This window comes from Crossiella sp. S99.2, assembly GCF_023094165.1.
GTDB lineage: Bacteria > Actinomycetota > Actinomycetes > Mycobacteriales > Pseudonocardiaceae > Crossiella.
This window is the reverse complement of sequence record NZ_JALMDK010000013.1, coordinates 218,091-240,916: the sequence shown is the minus strand read 5'-3', so window position 1 is coordinate 240,916 and position 22,826 is coordinate 218,091. Positions and strand designations below refer to the sequence as shown.

Below are 22,826 nucleotides of genomic sequence, written 5' to 3'. Positions count from 1 at the left end.
ATGGGTTGAGGCACAGAACGTGTCGAAGCAGGTCGAACGCGCACAGCGAAGGGGTAAGGATGCTCGCAGCAGCTAGGCCGCGGTCGTTGGCCGCGGCTCTGGCCGCGCTCCTGCTGGTCACAGCGGGGTGTTCGGGGCCGGAACACCATGACCGGGACACCGCGGCGGAGCTGACCGTCTCCTACCGGGCGAGCACGGCCGCGCTGGCCGCGCTCGACGGACCCGAGGTCACCGAGCAACTACGCGACTGGGCGCGGCTCGGGCTGGCCGCCGCACTCGGCCTCGGCGCGGACCGGACCGCGGCCGCCACCTACGAGTCCCCGCCGATCCGGGACGGGGCCTTCACCGAACTGCTCGACCAGCAGACCGGCCCCGGCCGGGGCCTGTTCGACGGCAGCACCCTGCACGTGCTGGTGCCCCAGGACGATCCGCACCGGCCGCGCACCATCGGCCTGGCCCTGGACCAGCATCGCGCGGACGCCGGATCCGATCCGGCCAAGGTCCAGGTGCACCGCTACCGGATCGCCCAGGAACAGCAGCGGATCGAGGTGGTCAGTGAGCCCTCCGCCGGTGCGGGGGAGGTCCGGGCGGCCAACGGCTGGCGGGAGTCCAGGGTCGACCGGCCCGAGTGGCTGGCCGGTTTCCTCGGTGACACCAGCCACCTGGCCCGGCTGGAGAAGCGGGGGGAGGAGGTCTGGGCGTCCGGGTGGCGCTGGTCGGCGGCACCCGGCGCCCGGGTCTCGCCCGCGGACGTGGCGGTGCTGCAACGCGGCTACCTGCGGACCGACGGCCCGCTACCGGGTTTCTCCCTGGACCCGAAGCCGGTGGCCGGTCCGGAGGATCTGCGCGCCACCGTGCCCGGACTCGATCCCAGGCTGGTCGCGGCGATCTTCTCCGGGAAGTGGTCCGGCACCGGGTACGCCTCGGCGGCCCAGCTCCGCGGGGCGGTCTCCGTCCGGCTGTTCCAGCCCGCGGCGGAGCGGGAACCGGCGCCCGGTCTGCCCACGGACCGGACCCAGTTGTGGGCGTTGCGCAGTGCGCTGGACGGCGGACAGGTCTACTCGCAGGCCCGCTACGACGGCGGCCTGGCGGGCACCGAGGCGGGTTTCACGCTCTTCTATGTCGATCTTGTGGCGAAGTCCTGGACGACCGGGGTCGGCCAGGGCGTGCCGGTACCGGCCGTGCCGGGGTTCGTGCCGAACCCCAAGGCGCCGGTGCCGCCCAGTCTCTGCGCGGGCAAATCCAAGGACGAGACCGGTCGCCTGTGGTTCGGCGCCAACGACGCGGCGGTGTCCTATTCGCCGACCGGGCTGGCCATCGGGGCCAGGGCCACCCGCCTGTTCTCCCGTGCGGACGGGGCGAGCGGCACCGAGGTGGAACCCAGCTACTCCTTCTCCAGGGGCCTCAACTGGTGGGACCGCAACTACCTCCAGGTCGCCGATTACGAACCCCAGTTCACCAGGGCCGATCAGTTGATGCGGTGGTCGGCGGCCCTGGAATGGCTGACCACGCAGGGCAGCGGCCGGATCCAGATGAGCGCGCCGGAGAGCGCGCCGGGCAGTTTCGCCGACTGGTACGCCCGGCACGGCGAGTTGCGGGAACGCGGTCCGCTGGCCGTGGTCGCCCCGCCGTCCGCGACCGGCGAGGCAGTGCTGCCGATACCCTCGGAAACCAGCGAAAGCTGTGGCCTGTACCGGATTTCCGGCGGGGTCTCGCTCTCCGACGGGCTCACCCGCAGTCGCGGCAAGCCATCCGGGACCGAGGCGCTGCCCGAGGGTATCCGGCGGGCGAGTCCGCTGGATCCGGCCAAGACCCAGGTCGACCCGGCCACCGGCTCGGCCCGCTTCGACCGGGTCAGCCGGGACAACCGGGGCGAGATCGCCGACCGCACCACGGTGGACCTGCGGCGCGGACCGGACGGCAGCTCGGTGCGGATCACCGGCACACCAAGGGAATCCGTGCCCTTCGCCGAGGCCCCGCTGCGCGGCGAGCACCCGAACCGCGAGTACCGGACCACCTTCCAGGCCGAGGGCAAGGACCTGGTGGTCGGCGGTTCGTACCAGCAGGTGTCCACGGGCACGGTGCGAGTGAAGGAAACGCCGAGCAGTGGCGCGCGGCCGGAGCGGGAGATCATCGCCTCGCCCGGTCAGGCCGCGCACCTGCGCGAGGCGATCAAGCGGGTGGGCAAGGATCCGGCGCAGGGCCTGACCGGGGCGCCCGGGATGCGCTACTCCTACCCGGGGCCGGACGGGCAGACGATTTACCGCTACGGCAACGGGTGGATCGAGGTGGGCAGCGGCTCGACCTCCTCGCGGGTGCTCGCCGAGTCCACTGTGGCCACTCCGGCCGGACCGCGGCAGGTGCGCCTGGTGGTGCCCGCTCGACTGTCCCCAGTGGACGTTGCGGCGGTCCGGGTGGTGTCGGAGAAGACGGGCACGCTCAAGGATGTCCAGCCCGCCGATGCGCTGGTGTACCAGGCCGATACGGCCGCCTTGGTGGGCACGGACAAGCCGGGTGCGCCACCGGCCGCGATCCCGGTCGAGGCCAAGATCCGGATTCGGGTGGTCCAGGTGACCGGCGAGGCGGGCGCACCGGGATTGCCCGGCGGGTCAAACCGGACCTGGAAGCTGAGCAACCAGGAACGTCCAGGGTCCGCGGGTGCCGGCACTGGCGGTCCGCTCGGCGGCGGGAGCGGCAGTGGCGTTCGCGTCGAGGACGACTGGCGGGGAATCGGCGGGCTGCTGGTGTTGCTCAGCGTGTGCCAGGAACCCAGCGAGCGGGAGCCGAACGCGGAGAGCTGCCCATGACCGCGGGGCCGGGCGGAGAGTTCACCGTCGACTCGGATTCGCCGTTCGCGCTCGCCCTGACCGCGGCCAGGGAGGCGGTGGACCGGGTCGCGCTGGACCAGGCATACCGGTGGGCGGTGCAGCTGGCCGATGCGGAGTCGGCGGAGTTGCGGACCGCGCTGGCCGCCGAGCACGTCAGCCGGTTGCGCGAGCTTGGGGACAGTTCGGCGGCGCTGACCTGGTGTGCGGACTACCTGACCAGGTATGGCGCGCAGCCGACGTTGTTGCTGCTGCGGGCGGAGACCAACCTCAGTCGCGGTGACTACCGAACGGTCGGTAGGGACCTGGTCGAGGCCCGCCGGAGCTGCACCGCCCCGGCGGACCACGCGCTGCTGTGCCGGCTGGAAGGGCTGGTGGCCAGGCAGGAAGGCCGGTACGAGCGGGCCAGGGAGCGGTTGCGGTCCGCGCGCAAAGCCTATGCGGCACTGGGGAACGCCGCGGCGGTGGCGATGCTGGCGGAGGACCTGCGGATGCTCGCGCTGAGCGAGGGCAGGCCGGTGGTGCTGCGGCGAACGGGCGGGGCGCGGTCGCCGCAGGACCGGTTGAGCCGGTCCGAGGAACTGCGGATCGCCGGGCGGTACGAGGAGGCCCTGGCTGAGTTGGCGCCCGCGCTGGCCGGGCCCCTGGACGCGGCGTTGCGCTACTTCTACCTGGAGGCGCGGGTCCGGTTGCTGCGACTGGTCCGCGCCGACGAGGAGGCGGCCGCCGCGCTGCCGGAGCTGTTCGCGGCCGCGGAGAGTTCGGCCCGGCCGGGCGAGAATAGTATTGCGGCCCAACGATTTGCCGATGGTGACAGGTTCCCGGTCGGGTTGTTGGCGGTGGGGGAGCACTGGTTGTTCCGGGTGCGCTGGCTGATCAGGGCGGGCGAGTTCGCCGAGGCCGAGCAGTTGCTGCTGACCGGAGCCGAGAACGCCGAATGGCAGCTGGCGATGGCCGAGTTCCTGCTGGCCACCGCCCGGAACTCCGGTGACGCCGCGGTGGCGGGGCAGGCGGTGGCGCACAGCCGGGACTGCCTGGCGGCCGCGGATGCGCTGCCGGTACTGCGGATCGCCGCCTGGCGGGTACAGGGGCACGCCTACCTCGAACTGGATCCCCAGCTGCACCAGGACCGCGCGGCCAGGGCCCTCGCCCGGGCGCACCGGGCCGAGGAGGAACTGGCGGCGCGGCAACCGACCGACGCGGTGCGGCTGCGGATGCTGCACGCCGCCGCCACCGAGTTCGACGAACAGATCCGCTGGGCCGCCGAACAGGGCGGCCGGGTCGACGACCTGGTCGCGGTGGCGATCGAGGCGGCCCGAGGCGCGGCGATCCTGCCCCAGCTCAAATGGGGCGCCACCCGCGCGCTGCCCGCGCCCGGCGACCGCGCGGGGGCGCGGCGCTGGATCCGCCGGGCGGTCCGCGGACTGCCGAGGGACCAGTGGATCTGGCTGCTGCACGCCGCTCCGGACACCGTGCACTCCGTCCTCATTGGACGAACCTGGCGTGGCGTGTCGACTGAGTATTATTCCGTTGGCTGCCAACGGACCCGGCTGATCAGCACGATCGACGCGCTGGCCGGGTGCTGGCGGAACAAGGGCGCACGACAGCTGGCCGAGGCGCCGCCGGGAACCACCGAACTGGACCGGCTGGTGCTCGAACTGGAGCAGCAGCTGGGGATGTCCGACCGGACGGAGTTGCCCGCGCACGTCCGGCGGATCACCGTGGTGGCCGGTGGTGAACTGGCCGAGATTCCGTTCGGGTTGCTCAGCTATGGCAAGTCGGAGACCGTGCTCGGCCGCCGGTACGCGCTATCCACCCTGCCCTGCCTGGCCGCGCGCGCCCCACTGCACCGGCGATCCCGCGGGCAGCGCGGCACCCGACCACCGAACATGCTGGTACTGCACGGCCCGAACCTGCCGAACCTGCCGGTGACCCCGGCCGCCACGATCACCGGCCGGCTGGTGCTCGACGGCGCGCGGGCCACCGCGACCGAGCTGGGCGCGGCACTGGCCGCGGGCACCTACCGCGTGGTCCGCGTCGACAGTCACGGCGACTACAGCGGGGATCCGGCCAACGCGGCCATGCTGCTGGCCGAAGGCCGGGTGAGCCCGGAACGGTTCCAGGACCTCGACCTCAGTCGCACCGGCACGATCGCGCTGGGCGTGTGCGAATCGGCCATGGGCAAGCGGATCGGGCGCGATGAGCACCTCGGGTTCGTCCGGGTCGCGCTCGCCGCCGGCGCCTCCGCGGTGCTCGCGGCGCGCTGGGAGACCGTGGATCTGCTTGCCACGCGGACCATCGACCGGTTCGAGCAGCTGCTGCGACGTTATCCCCGGGATGTCGCCCTCTTCCGCGCACAACGCGAGCTGGACTCCCCGGACCAGCACCCCACCCGGTGGGCCGCCCTCAGTCTCTGCGGCGACACCGGCTACCAGACCCGTCGCGGACCGCTGCTGCGATGGCTGACCAGTATCCCCCAACCCGAGTCGACACCTGGAGCACAGCGATGAGCACGCACCGATGGGCCGCCTGGACAGTGGCGATCATCCTTGCGCTGTCCGGCTTTTCACCCCTTCCAGCCGGGGCGCAGGAACCGCCGCCGGAGTTGCGGCCGGTGCGGATCGTGGTGCTGGTGGACGAGTCGGGCAGTCTGTCCGAAGAGGACATCGCCAGGGAACGCGACGCGGTGCGGGTCATCGTGCAGGGCGAGCCCGCGCCGAAGTCCACGGTGTCGGTGATCGGATTCGCCAGCGCGGACGCCTCCGGCCAGTCGCCGATCGACCCGGTCTGCCCACCGACCACAGTGGACACCCCGCAGAAACACCAGGCGCTGGCCGACTGCGTGGGCAAACTCCGCCGCCGGGCCAAGAACGAAGGCGACGGCACCGATCACGTCACCGCGTTGCGGGCCGCGCTGAGTCACCTCAACACGCCCGGCGCCGCGGATGAGCGCAAGATCGTGTACCTGCTCAGCGACGGCAAACTGGACGTCAGCGGCAGCCCCGCCTACGGCAACAGCCCCGAGGCGCGCAACGCCGCGGCCAGGGGACAGCTGCCCGGGCTGCTGGCCGAGTTGAACCAGGCCAAGGTTTCGGTGTGGCCACTGGGGTTTGGGCAGGCGGACCTGGCCCAGCTCAACGCACTGGCCACCGGTGCGAGCCAGGATCGTTGCGGGGCAAGGACTTCGCCGCCGAGTGCGACGGTGATCACCACCTCGGCGGATCTGCTGCGGGCCATTGGTGCGGCCTCCCGGTCCGCGCGCTGCGCCGGGGTGAGCGATCCGGCCACCGGTGACCTGCCCGCCGGCGGCAGCCTGGACCTGCCGCTGACCGTGCCCGCGATCGCCAGCGAGGGCGCTTTTGTTGTGCACAAACGGGATCCACGGGTGGTGGTGGCCTACCATGATCCGCAGGGCAGACCCGCGCCGGTGCACGGGACCGTCGGCGAATCCCGGTTCGAGATCAGCGGGCAGGGCACCGAGGCCGAGGTGCTGCGCATCGTCAACCCCGAACCGGGGGACTGGACCGTGCGACTGTCCGCGCCACCCGGGGTGCAGCCACGCAACGTCAGCGCGGTGGCCATTTTCCAGGGCGCGGTGCGCGCGGTGATCGGAGTGGCTCCGCCCGCACCGCAACCCGGCAGCACGGCACAGGTCACCATGCAGGTCCGCGGTTCCCGTGGCGCGGTCACCAATCCGGCCCAGTTGCGCGGACTCAGCTTCCTGGCCGAACTGACCGGCGAGGGGTTCGGCGCCCAGCCCGCGGTGGAGCTGACCGACCAGGACGGCGACGGCCAGTACACCGGCGGGGTCGCGGTGCCCGGCAGTGCCAGCGGCCGGCTGGATTTCTTCGGCAGTGTCACCGGAATCGGCGTCAGCGGCGACCGGCGGCCCTTCCCGACCCGGATCGCCCAGGGCGCCGCCGGGATCAGCGGCGCGCTGACCCTGGACGGCGTGGACACCGAGGTGACCGTGGGTGACTCGCTGTCCGGCCAGGCCCAGGTCACCAACTCCACCGGCCAGCCGCGCACACTGAAGATCGAGGTCGCCGAACCCAGTCCGGGCGCGGTGATCTCGGTCGAACCGTCCAAAGTGGACGTTTCGGCGGCGGGCGCCAAGGAACAGGACTTCGCACTGCGGTTCGCACCTGGCACCGCACTGGGCCCCAACCAGGCCCGGCTGCGGCTGGTCGACGAGGCCAACGGCACGGTCGCCGGCGAGTTGCTGATCTCCCGAGTGGTGGTGGCCGAGCCGTCCTGGTTTGAGGAATTCTGGTGGCTGTGTGTGCTATTGGCCGCCGCGCTGGTGGCACTGGTGATCGGATTCCTGCGGCGGCAACGGAAACAGCGGTCTGGGCGGGACATCCGCGGGGTGTCGGTCGAGCTGACTCGCCACGGCCAGAGCCTGGACACCCTGCGTGCCCAGATCGCCGGTGAGCGGTTCGGCTTCGTGCTGCGGGACGAGCCCGGACTGGGCATGAGCCTGGGCCACAACGGATCCGGCGACCGGTACACCGTGCGCCGCGGCCCGCAAGGACTCACCCTGACCGGCCCGGCCGGTGATCAGCTGGACCTCAGCCCCGGTGGCAGGCACGAGTTGCGGGACGGCATCGAACTCGTGCTGCACGACCGCTCGGCCGCCCGGGCCGAGCCACCGACCACCACGCAGTACGACTACTACTCCTGAACCCAGTCATGCGAAACCCAGGTGAGGAAACGGAATGGCTCTCGATCGAGCAATGCTGCTGGTCGGCATCGGCGGCACCGGCCTGAGTACCGGGCAGGAACTGGAACGTGTGCTGCGCACCCAGTTCTGCGGTCCGGACGGCACCGATCTGATCAGCCGGATGCGTGGCCACGACTACCGGCCCTACCAACTGCCGTCCTGTGTGCAGTTCGCCTACATCGACCTCAACATGAATGAGTTGAGCAAGGTGCTGCCCAATGTGGTGCCCAGCGCCGAGCACCACGCCGCGGCCCAGTCCACCACCAACCTCATCGCGAACCTGGTGCCGCCCAACCATCACAACAGCGCGCAGGTGCAGCGATCGCTGCGGATCAGCACCGAGCCGGAGGTGATCGACTGGCTGCCCAGTCCGGAATCCGACCCCAGGGTCGCGCCACTGGACGCCGGCGCCGGTCAGCTGCCGACGGTGGCGCGGGCGGCCTTGTTCGAGACGATGCGCCAGGGCGGCGGCCCGAACGCCGTGCTGCACGGGGTGACCACCGCCCTGCAACGGATCGGCGCCTCCGGCCCGGTGCTGCGGGAACTCGGCGGGACCCTGGACAACACCCTGGACGTGTTCGTGGTCTTCTCGGTGGCAGGCGGCACCGGCTGCGGACTGTTCCTGGACTACCTCTACCTGATCGGCGATCTGGTGCGGCAGAACGGTTTGCAGCCCAGAATCTACCCGCTGGTGCTGCTGCCGTCCGCGTTCCCGGAGGGTATGGGCGGCGGCAGGCCGGCGGTACTCAACGCGGCCTCCGCGCTGGTCGACCTGTTCCGGCTGATCGACGACCAGAACGCGCAGGGCGTCGAGGACGCGCTGCGGGACGGGCGACAGACCAGTGGGCGGAGCACGATCCGGTTGCCCGGTGAGCCGAATCCGATCGGCCTGCAACCGGCCACCGTGCAGACCGCGTTCCTCTTCGGTCGCCCGGACAACGGGGTGGGCCGGGCGGACCTGATCCGGTCCATGGTCTCGTTGATCATGGCACTGGTCAGCGCCGGTTCCGAGGGCGGCGTCCCGTTCGCCGATCGGTTCGTCAACGACAACACCGCGCGCGCGGCACTGGCCGACAGCGGGGTCGGGCGGTGCGGACTGTCCACCGCCTCGGTCGCCTCACTGAGCATCCCGCTCGGTGAGCTGGCCGACCTGGTCGGCTCCCGGCTGCTGGCCGAGGCGGTGCGGGACATGCGGGCCACCCCGACCAGTCCCGGGGTGCAGAACCGCCCGCACATCGAGCGATTCGACACCGACTGCGGGCTGGACGGTTTTCGGGCCTGCGCGCCGCTGGAGGGTTTCGCCGAGGTGGAGGACGCCCCGGTCGGCTACGACGCCATCCTCCGCGCGCTCAACACCCGGATCCGGAGCATGCAGGACTCGTTGGAGCGCAACGCGAAACTGCTCGACCCGCGGATCGGCGGACTGGCCAGGGACTTCACTCCGGTACGGGCGGCCGAGGAGCTGTTGCGCGCGATCGACCCGTTCCACCTGCGCCGGGTGCTGCAGGGCGATCCCGGCTACACCGAAGGACTGGACAAGGGCGGCTTCGAGCGGATCCTCAAGAGCCGGATGGAATCCGCCAAGGTCCCGTCCGGCTACGACTTCGGCTTGCAGGCGCCCCAGCCGGAGGCACTGCACCGGCGGGCCGTGCTGCGCAGGCCGCGCTGGGGCGATGACACCGTGCAGAACGTGGTCAAGGAGCAGAACGCCTGGTACCAATGGCGATTGCGGCGGCAATGGCATGAGGCGTGGGCTCGCAGTCAGCGGATCTGGGAACCGCGCTGGCAGGACTTCTGCGCGCAGGTGGCCGCGATGACCGGGGAACTGACCGACTACCTCGCCACCGAGGAACGCCAGTTCACCCAGCGCTCGGCCGAGCTGTACGAGCGGCGGCTGGGCGTGTCCTACCTGCTGCCGCCCGACGACGGCCAGATGCAGGCGTTCTATCAGCGGGTGAAGGCCAACCTGGTCATCCGCTACCGGGATCGCTTGCCCACCAACACTTCCGCCGCTGACCTGGTCTCGGTGATCCTGGGCACGGACGGCTGGCGGGAGGCATACCGGGCCGGGCGGGAACGGCCAGAGGTGGCCGTGCACCGGGTGCGGCAGCGGATCCGGCGCGCGGTGTCGGAATGCCTGCGGCCCGGTGGCGGTGAGCGGGCGATCATCCCGGCCATGCGGGATCTGCTGACCGCGGCGGCGGGCAGGCCCAGCAGCCTGCTCGACGACGCCGACGTGGCGCACTTCCGCAACCAGCTGGCCGGCATGGTGCCCAGCGGCTACGCCCCCTCCGGCGAGGGCACGCTGAAGGTGCTCATCTCCTACCCGGCGGGCGCGCCCGATCTGGAGGTGGAGGCATGCCTCGGGCGCGAGCTGCTGCGGACGCTGCAGGTGGAACAGCAGGCGGTGGAGTTCCGTCCCAACGACTCCGACTCGCTGGTGGTGGTGCTCTTCCGCAGTTCGATGAGCATCACCCAGGTGCCGGAGGTGCGCGAGGCGATCCGGTTGCGCAGCGCGGCGCAACGGCACGAACGGCCGGGGGACCGGCTGTCCTGGCGGCAACGGCTGGGCACGGAGCAGGGCTACCCGGTGTCCACCCCGGCCGACCGGGCGCTGATCCTGCAGTCCTTCCTCAACGCGATGTGGAACGGCTGGGTGCAGGTCGAGGCGCCGGGGCAGGACCGCAGTCCCACCAGGGTGCGGGTGCGGGCCGGCCGGGCCGAGGCCACGCCGCTGGTGCTGGAGCTGACCCCGTTCGGCGGGCTGTCCTCCTGGGCGAGCCTGTTGCAGGCATATGAGGAGTGGGCGCTCAGCGACGGCAGCGGGGCCCGCAGCAGCCTGGCCGAGCAGTTGATCGCCGCGGTGCCGCTGGACATCGACCGGAACCCGGGCCCGCCCGCGCCGCTGTTCAGCCTGCTGTACGAGTTGCCAGCCAAGGAACTCCGGCTGGTGGACGAGTTGCGGGCCCGGCCGGGCCTGGACGCCGCGCGGCAGATCGACCTGATCGAGGAGTTCTGGCAGGAGACGCTGCCCGCCGCGCTGGACCTGCCCTTCCGCGGGGTGCAGGCGCCCTTCCCCAACCTGCGCGGCATGACCGAGTACTTCGCCTGCCAGTCCCCGGCGGTGGACCGGTGAGCGCGCCAACCGAACGGTCGGTAGTCGTGCTGGATCTGCGGGCCGGCGCGGTCGAAGTGGACCGGATCGAGGGATCGGTGCTGGTCATCGACGGGGCAGGCACCGCGGCCGAGCACGATGAGCTGTACCAGGAGCTGCTGGGCAGTCCGCTGGTGTCCGGGGTGATCTGCCTGGCCGTCGGGGACAGCGCGGCCAGGGACGAGGTGCGGATCCGGCCGGCGCCCGCGCTCGGCCCGGTGGACCGGGCGGCCACGCTATGGGTCAGCGACGAGCACGGGGTGCACTGGCGGCCCGCCGATCACCTGGTGCGCGGGGTGCGGCCGAGCGCACCGTCCAATTTGGACCAGCTGATCGCCGCGCTGTCCGAGCCGGTGGTGTTCGACGCGGTGGTGCACACGGTGAGCACGCTGCCGTACAGCACCGCCAGCGTCGGACTCGCGCTGGAGCGGACCAGCCTGCACGAGGCCGAGCGGCGCCGGGTCCAGGAGGAGGCGATCAGCCTGTTCACCGACCCGGACGCCGGTGGGGTGAGCGCGCCGGAACCACCCAGGGCCGAGTTCCGGGCGGCGATCGGCCGGTTCACCGAGGCCGAGGAGACCGAGCCCGTCCTGGTGGCCGGTGGCCCACTGGACCGGGCTCGCACCGCAGCCAACCGAGCGGTCGGGGACGCCGCACTCGAACTCCACCGCCTGGACCACCCGCTGGCCGCACTGGCGGCGCAGCGGCCGGGATCGGCGGTGGGGGCGGCGGTGCGCCAGGCATTCACCAGCACGGACGCCTACCACCGGGAGGCACAACGCCAGCTCAGCCACGTCAACGACCGCCTGCTGGGGCAGCAGACCGGCGATCTGGCCGGGGCCGAACGCGGGTTGCGTGGCCCGGAACAGGGCAGCCGCAGGCAGGCCAGGGACGAGGTGCGCGAGCTGGTGGAAATCTGGCTGCGGCGGTACCGCTCGATCGGCAGGCTGCTGCCCGACCTCAACGCGGTCAAGATCGACCGCGAACCGCAGGGCTGTCTAGCGGCACTGGACACCCTGGCCGCACTCGCCCCACGGCAGCAGCTGCCCGAGTTCGACCTCCGGCCGACCCCACTGGGCGCGGCGCTGCTGTCCGCGCTGACCGGGGTGCTGTCCGCGCTCGGCGTGCTGCCCTGGCTGTTCACCCCGCTGCTGGCGATCGCCTGGTTCGGCAGCGGACTGCTGCTGCACGCTCGGCAACCCACCGCCACCGGCGAACTGGGCCTCCGGCGTGCCCTGCTGCCCGCCTCCTGGTGCTGGGGCGGACCGGCGCTGGCCGGCTGGGCGGTGGTGGCCTATCTGAGTCCGCCACCGCTGCCCTGGGCGGCCGGGCCGACCGTGCTCGCCTGGCTGCTGCTGCTTGTGGTGGTGGCCACGAGCTGGTGGATCAGTGCCCGGCGGTGGCGGATCGAGGTGGACCTGGCCGAGCTGTCCGAGCAGGTCGAGCAGATCGACCGGCTGGTGCACCGGGTGGCGCGGGCGGACTGGCGGCCCTCGGCCCGGCGGGCGCTGTTCGCCGACGGGCTCGGACAGGCCGTGCTGGGCCTGACCGCCATCCAGGCCGCGCTCGCCGCCCGCACCGAGGACCTGTTCACCCCGTTGCCAGGCAAGGAGATCGCCCCGGCCACCGACGGTGAGCCGGAGCCGCCGCCGGACCGGGACGTCTACGAGGAGGTGCGCGAGGTGGTGCTGACCGACCTGGTGGACCTGACCCTGGCCGCGCTGCGCCCGTGCTGGGCCGGGATCGAGGCGGGCCGGCCGGTCGACCCGGCCGAGTACACCAGGTCCTGCGATCGGCTGCTGGCGAGCTACCACGAGCACGTGCGGCGGCACGGTTTGCTGCCCGCGCCGCCGTTCGCCTTCAACGGCGACCGCGCGCACCGGGACACCCTGGCCACCAAACTGTGGGCGGCCTCCCGGGTCACCGAGGCGCTGTCCCGCACCGCGGGGGACGAGATGACCCAGCTCTGCCACCACCGGCACCTCGGCGTGGTCAGCGCGCTGGCCGCGGGCGCCGAGCTGGTGCGGTTCGCCTCCACCGCGGTGCGCGAACTGACCAGGGAGAGCGGCGGACCGGGCCGCGAGGTGGCCTGGACCGGCGACTCGGAACTGGCCGGGTCGATGCGCTTCGTCCCGCTGCGGCAAGGGGTGTTCGAATGAACCAGGTTCGCTGCCGGGCCGTGGACGGCACCGTGCACACACTCACCCTGCGCCCGCTCGCGGAGGTGGCGAATGGTCAGTCGCCCGCCCGGCCACTCGCGGACGCGGAGCACGGTCCGTTGCCGTCCCGGCTGGTCGCGGTCAACGGGATCACGTTGCTGCACAAGCAGGTTCCGCGTGATCCGGCGGGCACGCCTGGCCCGTTGGCGGCGCTGGACCGGGAGATCCGGGCCACCCACCGCTTCGCCCAGCTCTTCCCGGCCGAGGCGTATCCCCCGGAACTGCCGCGACTGCGGTACTACGACGTGGACAGCGAAGATCCGTTCGTGCTGCTGGAGCCCGCCAGGGGAGTGCCCGCGGCGGCAGCGCTGCCGCGGTTGTCCGCCCAGGACCGGCACCGGTTCCAGGCCGGTCTGCTGCGGGCCCTGCACCTGGCCGAGGTGGCCGGACTCACCCATGGCGGCGTGGACCTGGACGCGCTGCGCTGGGACCCGACCACCCGGTCGGTTCAGCTGCTCGACTTCCACCGCGCCGCACCCGGCGACATCCGGGCGGACATCTGGGATGCCGGACTGGTCATCTGGCGCGCCGCCTACCCCGGCCACCTCGGCCGGTCCGCACCGGATCTGCACGCCAACGGCGGCGCGTTGCGGGTGCTGCTCGACGGCGTGTTCACCGACCCGCCCACCGCCCGCCCCGGCCCGGCCGAGCTACTGAACCGACTCCGGGAATCGGTGCGGCCCAAGGTGATCGACCTCGGCGCGCGGCTGGCACCCGGTCAGCACGCCTTCGACCTGGCGCTGCGCCGCAAACGCGAGCGCGCCACGGCGGAACCGGACCAGGACGGACAGATCTGGCCCCGGCTCAGGGAAATGTGGCGCCGGATCCGGACCACCGACGACGAACTGCCACCGCTGGTGCGCTGTCCGGTGTGCCTGGACCGCTATCCACCGCCGGAGAACGGGTTGTGGCGGCGCGATCCGGACGGCGCCTACCACGAGCTGACGGTGCACGGCCGGGATCCGGTGAAGGGCGAGATGAACCTGGTCAACACCTATCGCCGCTGCCCCAACCCCTCCGGTGACACCGACGAGCACTACCTGCCCGCCACCTACTTCACGCACGAGCCGCCGTTGGTGGTGGCCATGATCGGCAGGCCGACCGCGGGCAAGACCCACCTGCTGGCCGCACTGGTCCGTGAACTGGTGGAGCAGGACGGCCTCGCCCCGTACGGGCTGACCGTGGTGCCGCTGGACCTGCACCGGCACGATGAGTACCGCACCGCCGTGCTGGAACCGGCCGGTCGCGGCGCCCGGCTGCCCCGCACCCCCAAGCAGGTCACCGGCCCGGCCGAGATCCTGCTGATCCGCGGGCCGTACCGGACCCGGCCGCTGGTGCTCTTCGACGTGGCGGGGGAGGACCTGGAAGCGGTGGGGGACAACGAATCCGCCCGGTTCCTGATCGGCGTCGACGCGGTGCTGTTCGTGCACGGCCTGGAGCCGACGCCGGAGCGCGGCGGGAATCAGGCGCTGGAGATGTCCCTGGCCCGGTTCCAGGCCGTGCCCGAGCTGGAACGGTTGCCCGCCGCGATCGTGGCGACAAAAGCAGATCGGCTGCGTTACCAGCCGCCGGTGAGCCACTGGCTGCGGGAGGAGAACCAGCGGCACACCACAGTGGACCCGGAACTGATCTGGCGGGAAAGCCGGGACGTGTACGCGTTCCTGCACCAGCGCCAGGAATTCGGCGCACTGGCCCCGTTCGGCGTGTTCGACCGCTGCACCCTGCACTTCGTCTCGGCCACCGGCACCGAGGCCGCGCCGGCGGAACCCGTGTTCCCACGCGGGTTCGCGCCGTCGCGGGTGTTGCAGCCGCTGGTGTCGATCCTGGCCATGGCTGGTGTGCTCGGTGGAGAGCGGGGTGCGGTCGGAGTGTGAGATCAGCGGGCCAGTGCCGTGGCGAGCCGGTCCAGCCAGGACCGGGCCTCGCCTTCGACACCGGGCTGTTCGTCGCGGAAGTTGGCCCAGTCCACCTCCAGGTCGAGCACCGAGTCCGGGGTGAAGTCCTCGGCTTCGCGGCCCAGTTCCGGGCGCAGCAGTGTGCGGACCAGGTCCAGGGGCACGGTGGTGTGCTCGGCGAGCAGCACCGCGTCGTAGAGGTCCTTGCCCTGCGGGTAGCGATCGGTCATCAGCCACTGCACCTTCCAGGCCAGGGACAGGCTGGCGGAGGCGGTGCGCATCGGCGTGCCCAGCGGCGGGATCGCCACCGTGACCGGGGGTTCGGGCAGCGGCTCGTTGAAGACCAGGTCGAGCTGGATCGCGCCCTGCGGCAGGCCGTCGACGTCGAACGGGACCACCAGCCGGCGACCGGGCACCCGCTCGTAGGTCCAGATGTGTTCGGAGCGCACCTGATCCGCACGCAGGCCGGGTCCGGGGTCGCTGGCCAGGGCGGCGATCAGACCGTCCAACATGGACTTGGTGTAGGGACCGTCGAAGGCAAGACCTGCCGGGACGACCACGAAATCCAGGTCGCCGGGTTCACGGGCGGCCGCGCCGAGCCAGGCCCGCAACACGACGCTGCCGCGCAGCACCAGATTCTCCGCCCACGGCGAGGCTGCGACCACGGCGAGCACGTGCGCCATGGCCGCCTGCCGGGCAGCCAGCCAGCGCGCACCCACCGCCGGGTCGCCGAACACCGGTTCGCCTGGCCGGTAGGCGTTCTCGAACTGCTTGACCGACGGATCGAACGCGGCCCGCTGCCGGATGTCCTGACCCGGCCGCACTGCTAGGGGCTGATAGGTGGCGGGAAATCCCTCGACGCCAGCGGGCGCGGTACGCAGCCGATGTTCCCGCGTGTCGAACAGGTCCGCGGCCGGGTCGTGCCCCAGCCAGCCCTTGTCGATCTCGATCGCGTCGTCGTGCACGACGTACTCTTCCTCGACCTCCAGCACGGTGTGCCCGTTGTCGCGCAACGCGGTCAGCAGCGCGTCCAGCCGGGCGGCCAACCCCGTAGCGGCGCAGGGTGACGAAGCGCTCCTCGCCCTCGGCGTGCATGAGGCGGGCGTCGTGCTCGTTGATCACCTCGCCCAGCGCCCAGATCGTGCCGAACTGGTCGTCGGGTATTAGCAACTTCACATGGTGTTCGAAGTATAGCTCCGTATGAGCGTCCACATTGGACTGCGGAATACCGTGATTCCACGGTGCAGCCTCGATTCTGCCCGCAGCAAATGCTGATCGTCCCGACCAGCTCGGTTCGTCAGTGGTCAGCCAGCTCGTGCCGCTCGGTCAGGGTGCCGCTGCCAAGTGAACGCGGCCAGTTCGTCCACCTGTCACTCGGAGCCGGTCAGGTGCACCGCGAGGTCGCCGGAGAACATGTCACCGATCCTGTCACAGCGACGGTCGGCTCAGTGCGCCGATGGCAAACTCGGCCTCAAAAGCCTTGTCGCCCAGGGTGTTCCGCGTTACCTTGAGGACCTGGTCCAGATCGGCGCGGTCGGCCAAGGGAACACCGGTGGCCGCGCGCAGGGCGTGTGCCGCGCCGAGCAGTCGGGCAGATTCCGTTGCAGCGTCAGGGAGCTGGGTCGCCGCCAGGCCCTCCAGGGCGGTGGCCTCGGCGTGCGGGTTTCCCAGGCGGCGGGCGAAGGCCAGCGCCTCTTGGTGGTGTATCCGGGCCTGGGTCGGGTTGCCCTGGAGCTGGGCGAGGTGGCCGAGTTCGGTGTGCACGACCGCGTAGCCGGGGGCGCGGCCGGTGCGGCGATACCAGTCGGCGGCCTCGGTGAGACAGGCCGTGGCGGTGGCGAGATCGCCGGTGCGGCGGGCGAGCTGGCCCAGGGTGATGGTGGCGTGCATCTCGCCCGGCTTGAACCCGCGTTCGGCGGCCAGTTCCCGTGCCCGCGCAAGGTGATCGTGCGCGGTGGCGTGCTCGCCGCGGAGCAGCGCGATCCGGCCGAGTCCGCACAACCGGTCGGCGGCCTCGGCCCACATGCCCAGGTCCTCGGCCAGGGCGAGGCCGTCCCGGTGCAGCTGTTCGGCCCGGTCGTAGTCGCCGTGCAGTTCGGCCAGGGTCGCGCGCGGGTAGGTGGTGAGCAGTTCGCCGCCACGGTCGCCGAGCGAGCGGAACAGGGCCACGGCGGCTTCGGCGTGGGTGTGCGCGGTGTCCAGGTCGCCGTGGGTGAGCGCGTGGTTGGCCTGCACGCAGGTGGTCACCGCCAGGCCCCACGGGTGATCCAGCGCGCGGAAGGCCCTGGCCGCGTGCGCGGCGAGTTCCTCGCTGGTGTCCAGATCGCCCGCGTGCAACAGGACGTAGGCCAGAAACCAGTGCGCCATGGCCGCGCCGAGCGGATCATCGAGCCCGTCGAAGCCGGCCAGCGCGGCGCGGGCACTGGCGGCCGCGGCTGGATCCGGGTCGGCGACGATCGCGATCCCGGCCGCCCAGCAGCGCACCCGGGCAGTCCGGATACCGGGCGCGGCGGTGGCGAGGGCGTGGTCGCACCAGCGCTGGGCCTGGCGGACCCGGCCGCGCAGCATCCAGTACCAGGCAAGGGAATCCACCAGCCGCAAGGCATCCTCAGCGACCGCGTGCGCCAGTGCCTGCTGGAAGTTGCCGTGTTCATCGTCCAATTCGGACAGTGCCGCGTGCTGGCGAGGGCCGTGCAGGTCGGGCGCGGTGGTCTCGGCCAGGGTCAGGTAGTAGCGGGACTGCCTGGCGCGCAACGCTTCCGCCTCGCCGGACTCGGCCAGCCGGGCGCGAGCGTAGGCGGCCACCGTCTCCAGCAGCCGGTACCGCCGGTGCTCCGGCAGCACGGTCACCATCGACCGGTCCACCAGCCGCGCCAGCACCTCGGCCACCGGCAGCTCCGGGTCACCGCAGATGGCCTCGATCGCGGCCAGACTGCCCCCGTCTAGTACCGCTAGACGGCGCAGCACCACCCGTTCGGGATCGGTGAGCAGTTCCCAGCTCCAGTCCAGCAGCGCGTGCAGGGTGCGTTGCCGGGCGGGCGCGCCCCGGTTGCTCGCGGACAGCAGGCGGAAGCGGTCGTCCAGGCGGTCGGCGAGTTCCCGCACGCCCAGCGCGCGCACCCGGGCGGCGGCCAGTTCCAGTGCCAGCGGCAACCCGTCCAGCCCGCGGACCAGCGCGGTCACCGCCGCCGCGTTGTGTGCGGTGAGCGCGAAACCGGGGTCGGCGTCGCGGGCGCGGGCGCAGAACAGCCGGACCGCGCCCGAGCCGTGCGGATCGGCCGGGTCCACGGGCAGATCCAGCGGTGGCACCGGATGCACGGATTCGCCAGGGGTGGACAATGGTTCGCGGCTGGTGCTCAGGACGCGCAGCCCCGGCACGGCGGACAGCAGCGCCACGGCGAGGGTGGCCACCTCGGTGACGATGTGCTCGCAGTTGTCCAGCACCAGCAACAGTTTTTTGCCGGACAGGTAGGCGATCAGCCGGTCGCGGTGGCCGAGCGCGCCACTGGCCGGGATCGGGCCGAGCATCGCGTTCTCCCGGATGCCCAGCACCGTCATCACCGCCTCGGCCAGCGCGTCCGCGGCGTGCGGCCCGCCCAGCCCGGCCAGTTCGACCAGCCAGGCCCCGTCCGGGAAACCGTCGGCGAGCTGTGTGGCGGCGGCGATGGCCAGCCGGGTTTTGCCCACCCCACCCGGCCCGGTCAACGTGACCAGCCGCGCCGCGGCCAGTGCCTTCCCGGTCTCGGCCAGCTCGGCGTCCCGGCCGATCAACTCGGTGACCGGGGTCGGCAGGTTGCCGGGCCGGCGCGCGGGGGCGGTGTCCAGGGCGGGATCGCGGGTCAGGATCGCCTGGTGCAGAGCGGCCAGTTCCGGCCCCGGATCCAGGCCCTGCTCCGCCGCCAGGTGTGTCCGGAACTCGGTGTAGGTGGCCAGTGCCTCGGCCTGTCGACCTGCTTGGTAGAGGGCCTGGAGCTGCGCCGCACGCAGGCGGTCCTGCCCGGGAAAACGGTGCACCCACTCGGCCAGTTCGGCCAGCACGGTGTCGTGCTCGCCCAGGGCCAGCCGGGTCTCGGCCAGTTCGGCCACCGCGGTCAGCCGCAACTCCTGCCAGCGCCGGATCACCGGCTGGGCAAAGGATTCCGCGGCGAACTCGGCCAGCGCGGGCCCCCGCCACAACCCGAGTGCCTCGGACAGCAGCGAAACCCGCGGCCACGGGTCCACAGTGGACCGGGCCCGCCGCAACAACCCTTGGAAGAGCACGGCATCGGAGTCCCCGCGCAGCCGATAGGCATTCGCCCGGTACTCCACCAGGTCCCGCTCGCCCAGGGCCCGCCGCAACCGGGACACCCGGATCTGCAACGCGTTGCCCGGATTCGCGGGCAGCCGCTCCGGCCACAACTCGCCGATCAGCGTCTGCACCGGCACCCAGGCGCCCTCGTGGGCCAGGAGTACGGCCAGCAACGCGCGGACCTCGGGACCGGGCACCGGGATCGGCGCGTCCTCGGTGTTCCACACCACGAGTGGACCCAGCACCCCGAACCGCACCGGGCCCACAGTACCGCCGGACAGCGCACGGACAGCGGCCGGCAAGTGGGCGCGCCGAGGGTGAGCGGGCAAGCACCGCCGGAGAAGGACGTGAGGACTTGAGCACCCAGAGATCCCTGCTGCCGCTGGCCACCGCGATGTTCGCGGTGGGCACCGACGGCTTCATCATCGCCGGCCTGCTGCCGCAGATCGCCACCGATCTGGAGGTGGGCCTGGCCGCGGCCGGCCAGCTGGTCACCGCCTTCGCACTGGCCTTCGCCGTCTCCGCCCCCATCCTCGGGGCCCTGACCAGCGCTATGACCCGCCGCGCCGCCCTGCTGCTGGCCCTGGCCGTGTTCATCGCGGGCAACGCGGCCACCGCCTTGGGCCCCGACTACACCACCGTGCTGCTCGCCCGGATCGCCACCGCGGCGGGCGCCGGCCTGATCGGCGCGGCCGCCTTCAGCGCCGCCGCGGCGATCGCGCCACCCGATCGCCGCGGCCGGGCCCTGGCCACCGTGATGGGCGGCCTCACCCTGGCCATCGCCTTCGGCCTGCCCGCGGGCACCCTCATCGGCGGCGCGGACTGGCGGCTCACGCTGTGGGCGGTCGCCGGTCTCGGGGTGTTGGCCGCGATCGGCGTGGCCGTGTCCCTGCCGCCGATCACCCTGCCCGCCGACCCGCTGCGCGCCCGGCTGGCCCCACTGCGCGAACTCAACGTGCTGGCCATGCTCACCGTCACCACCCTCACCCTGGCCGGCACGCACGTCCTCTACACCTACATCGCCCCCGCGCTGACCGGCGCCACCGGCGGTTCGGCCCCCGCGCTGACCGTGGTCCTGCTGGCCTGGGGCGTGGGCAACATGATCGGCAACACCGTCGCCGGCCGCCTCGCCGACCGCCACCCACCCCGCGCGGTCGTCACCGCGGGCCTGGCCATCGCGGCCGTGCTGCTGGCACTCAGCCCACTGGTAGTCGGCAACCTGATCGCGGCCGTGGTCTGGGCAGTGCTGTGGGGCATTTCGGTGTCGTTGCCGGTGGTGCCACAGCAAAGCCGGTTCGTCGAACACGCCCCGAGCGCCTCCGCGATCTTGCTTGGCCTGAACAACTCAGCCATCTACCTGGGCGTGGCCCTGGGCGGCGCACTCGGCGGACTGCTACAGGACCAGCTCACCCCAGCGCGCCTGGGACTGCTCGCGGCGGCGGTGAGCGTGCTGGGGCTGCTCGTCAATCTGGCGACCAGCAGACGGAAGCAGCTGCACGCGTCCCGACCGACCGTTCGGTAGACGCGCGAACCCGGCAAGGACGGCGGCCCTTGACCTGTCGGCTACCGGTTGACCTGCTGTCCTCGCTTAAATAGTTCTAGAGATACATGTATGGTCCGAACTATGAGCAACCACCGGAACCTGCGCGTAATCGCCCTCGCGGCGGCCGTCCTCACCGCCGCCGGCTGCGCCGTCCCCGAGGCGGCCCCGTCCGATCTGCCCGCCCTGCCCGCACCGACCACCCCCACCTCGGCCACCACCCTCCCGCCGGGCCAGCGGCCGGAGGGCATGGTGCGGATCCCCGCGGGCTCCTACCCGCTGGGGCGAAACGACGGCCCGGACGAGGAAGGCCCCGCGCACCGGGTCACCCTCAACGCCTTCCACATCGACATCTACCCGGTCACCACCCGGCAGTTCGTGGACTGGGCCAACCGATCGGTCGGGAACCTGGTCAACGCGCGCGGCGGCGACCCGCGCCGGTGGAACGGGCCGGTCAGCAGACTCGAACGGGACGCGGTCCGGGACCGCTCCGGCCGGGAAGTGTTCACCACAAACGACACCGACGAGGACTCCCGCGTGCTGCGCCAGGACGGCCGCTTCGCCGTGGAGGGCACCGTGGCCGAGCACCCGGTGAACGAGGTCTACTGGTGGGGCGCGCTGCAGTACTGCCAGGCCCGCGGCGCGCGGCTGCCCACCGAGGCGGAATGGGAAGCCACCGCCAGGGGCACCGAGGGCCGCACCTACCCGTGGGGCAACGCCGCGCCGGATGCCACCCGCGCCCAGTACGGCAAGGCATACGACGAGACCAGCCCGGTCACCGCCCACCCCGCAGGCGCAACCCCGGAAGGCGTGCAGGACCTGGCAGGCAACCTCTACGAGTGGACCAGTTCCCTGGACCGCCCCTACCCCTACGTCGCCAACGACGGCCGGGAGGACCCGCAGTCCCAGAAGTCGCGGATCACCAGGGGCAGCTCGCACGACGAGCGCGCCGCCAACCTGCGCGCCACCGACCGCGACGGCTACTCCCGGGACCCCTTCGCCGGTCACCACCACATCGGCTTCCGCTGCGCCGCCGACGCCTGAACCAACCGCTCGGTCGGGGCCGGTGCCGGTCGGCGCAGCCCACAGTCCACTGGGCGGACGGCCTGCTCGCCCCCGTCGCTCGCCTGAGAAGATCACGCGGTGAGCGCAGCCGCTGAGATCCCCTACACCACGGGACTGCACGAGATCGCCCCCGGCGTGCGGGCCTGGCTGGCCCCCGACGGCAGCTGGGGCCTGAGCAACGCGGGCCTGATCAGCGGGGACGGCGAGTCGCTGCTGGTGGACACCCTCTACGACCTCAACCTCACCCGGACCATGCTGGCCGCGATGGCCCCGGTGACCGCCGAACACCCGATCACCCTCGCGCTGAACACGCACGCCAACGGGGATCACTGTTACGGCAACGAACTGCTCGCGCCCGAGGTGCGCATCCACGCGGTGACCGAGACCGCGCACGAGATGGCGCACGACGCCCCGCCGGAGGTGATGGCCGCGCTGCTCTCGCCCGCCGCGGCCGAGGGACTGGGGCCGGTGCTGGCGGACTGGATCCAGCGGGCCTTCGGCAAGTACGAGTTCGGCGGGATCACCCAGCGCAATCCCGATGTCACCTTCGACAAGGAGCTGACGCTCTCCGTGGGCGGGCGGGCGGTGGAGCTGCGCAATCTCGGCCCGGCGCACACCGGTGGCGACGCGGTGGCCTGGGTGCCGGACGCGGGCGTGCTCTTCACCGGCGACCTGCTGTTCATCGGCGGCGCGCCGATCATGTGGGCGGGGCCGATCGACAACTGGCTGCGGGCCTGCGACGAGATGATCGCGTTGTCGCCGGAGTGCATCGTGCCTGGTCACGGGCCGGTCACCGACTGCGACGGGGTGCGCGCGGTACAGGGTTACTGGCGGCACATCCGCGAACTCGCGCGGGAAGCGCACGGCAGGGGGCTGTCCTGGATGGACGCGGCGCTGGACGCGGACCTGGGGGAGTACGCGGGACTGGGCGAGTCCGAGCGGGTGGCGCCGAACATGTACCAGGCATACCGCGAACTGGAACCCGGCCTGTCCACTGTGGATCCGCTGGGCATGCTGGCCGCGATGGCCCAGTGGGACGCGGTCCGCGGCAGCAGTGGGAGCAACGCCACTACCCCACCCGCTGCGAACGACTAGGGTTTGCGGACGGAAGACGCCG

The 22,826-nt window shown here is 72.1% G+C and carries 11 protein-coding genes; 9 read left to right on the top strand and 2 right to left on the bottom strand.

Annotation, left to right across the window (positions count from 1 at the left end; translation table 11 throughout):
* The first annotated feature begins 59 nt into the window (after positions 1-59).
* From MZC64_RS37785 to MZC64_RS37755, 6 genes are read left to right on the top strand one after another with little or no spacing between them, the layout of a single operon-like run.
* Positions 60-2,807: a hypothetical protein gene (locus tag MZC64_RS37785; RefSeq protein WP_247764469.1), complete on the top strand. Its 2,748-nt coding sequence runs from the start codon at positions 60-62 to the stop codon at positions 2,805-2,807.
* Complete coding sequence (locus MZC64_RS48310) at positions 2,804-5,335, top strand: CHAT domain-containing protein (protein WP_282106502.1); 2,532 nt, start codon at positions 2,804-2,806, stop codon at positions 5,333-5,335. The genes MZC64_RS37785 and MZC64_RS48310 overlap by 4 nt, the downstream gene beginning before the upstream one ends.
* Positions 5,332-7,509, top strand: a complete 2,178-nt coding sequence (locus MZC64_RS37770; protein ID WP_247764468.1) for a VWA domain-containing protein — start codon at positions 5,332-5,334, stop codon at positions 7,507-7,509. Before MZC64_RS48310 ends, MZC64_RS37770 begins: the two co-directional genes overlap by 4 nt.
* 34 nt (positions 7,510-7,543) lie before the next feature.
* Positions 7,544-10,684: a tubulin-like doman-containing protein gene (locus MZC64_RS37765; protein ID WP_247764467.1), complete on the top strand. Its 3,141-nt coding sequence runs from the start codon at positions 7,544-7,546 to the stop codon at positions 10,682-10,684.
* Positions 10,681-12,861, top strand: a complete 2,181-nt coding sequence (locus MZC64_RS37760) for a hypothetical protein (protein ID WP_247764466.1) — start codon at positions 10,681-10,683, stop codon at positions 12,859-12,861. The genes MZC64_RS37765 and MZC64_RS37760 overlap by 4 nt, the downstream gene beginning before the upstream one ends.
* Positions 12,858-14,795 (top strand): hypothetical protein, encoded by a 1,938-nt coding sequence (locus MZC64_RS37755; RefSeq protein ID WP_247764465.1) that lies wholly within the window; start codon positions 12,858-12,860, stop codon positions 14,793-14,795. Before MZC64_RS37760 ends, MZC64_RS37755 begins: the two co-directional genes overlap by 4 nt.
* 2 nt (positions 14,796-14,797) lie before the next feature.
* Here MZC64_RS37755 and MZC64_RS37750 read toward each other — a convergent pair whose 3' ends face one another.
* Together MZC64_RS37750 and MZC64_RS37745 are read right to left on the bottom strand one after the other, a co-directional pair.
* Positions 14,798-15,862, bottom strand: coding sequence for a nucleotidyl transferase AbiEii/AbiGii toxin family protein (locus MZC64_RS37750; RefSeq protein ID WP_247764464.1), 1,065 nt, complete (start codon positions 15,860-15,862; stop codon positions 14,798-14,800).
* Positions 15,863-16,244: 382 nt separating this feature from the next.
* Positions 16,245-19,361 (bottom strand): BTAD domain-containing putative transcriptional regulator, encoded by a 3,117-nt coding sequence (locus tag MZC64_RS37745; protein WP_247764463.1) that lies wholly within the window; start codon positions 19,359-19,361, stop codon positions 16,245-16,247.
* Between the two features lie 98 nt (positions 19,362-19,459).
* Here MZC64_RS37745 and MZC64_RS37740 point away from each other — a divergent pair, with 98 nt between their 5' ends.
* From MZC64_RS37740 to MZC64_RS37730, 3 genes are all read left to right on the top strand, one after another.
* On the top strand, positions 19,460-20,626 hold the full coding sequence (locus MZC64_RS37740; RefSeq protein WP_247764462.1) for an MFS transporter: 1,167 nt from the start codon (positions 19,460-19,462) through the stop codon (positions 20,624-20,626).
* A 102-nt stretch (positions 20,627-20,728) separates the two neighbouring features.
* A complete protein-coding gene (locus tag MZC64_RS37735; RefSeq protein WP_247764461.1) occupies positions 20,729-21,688 on the top strand; it encodes an SUMF1/EgtB/PvdO family nonheme iron enzyme in 960 nt (319 codons plus the stop codon).
* A 99-nt stretch (positions 21,689-21,787) separates the two neighbouring features.
* Entirely contained in the window at positions 21,788-22,804 is a 1,017-nt protein-coding gene (locus MZC64_RS37730; protein WP_247764460.1) for an MBL fold metallo-hydrolase, read from the top strand.
* Positions 22,805-22,826 lie beyond the last annotated feature (22 nt).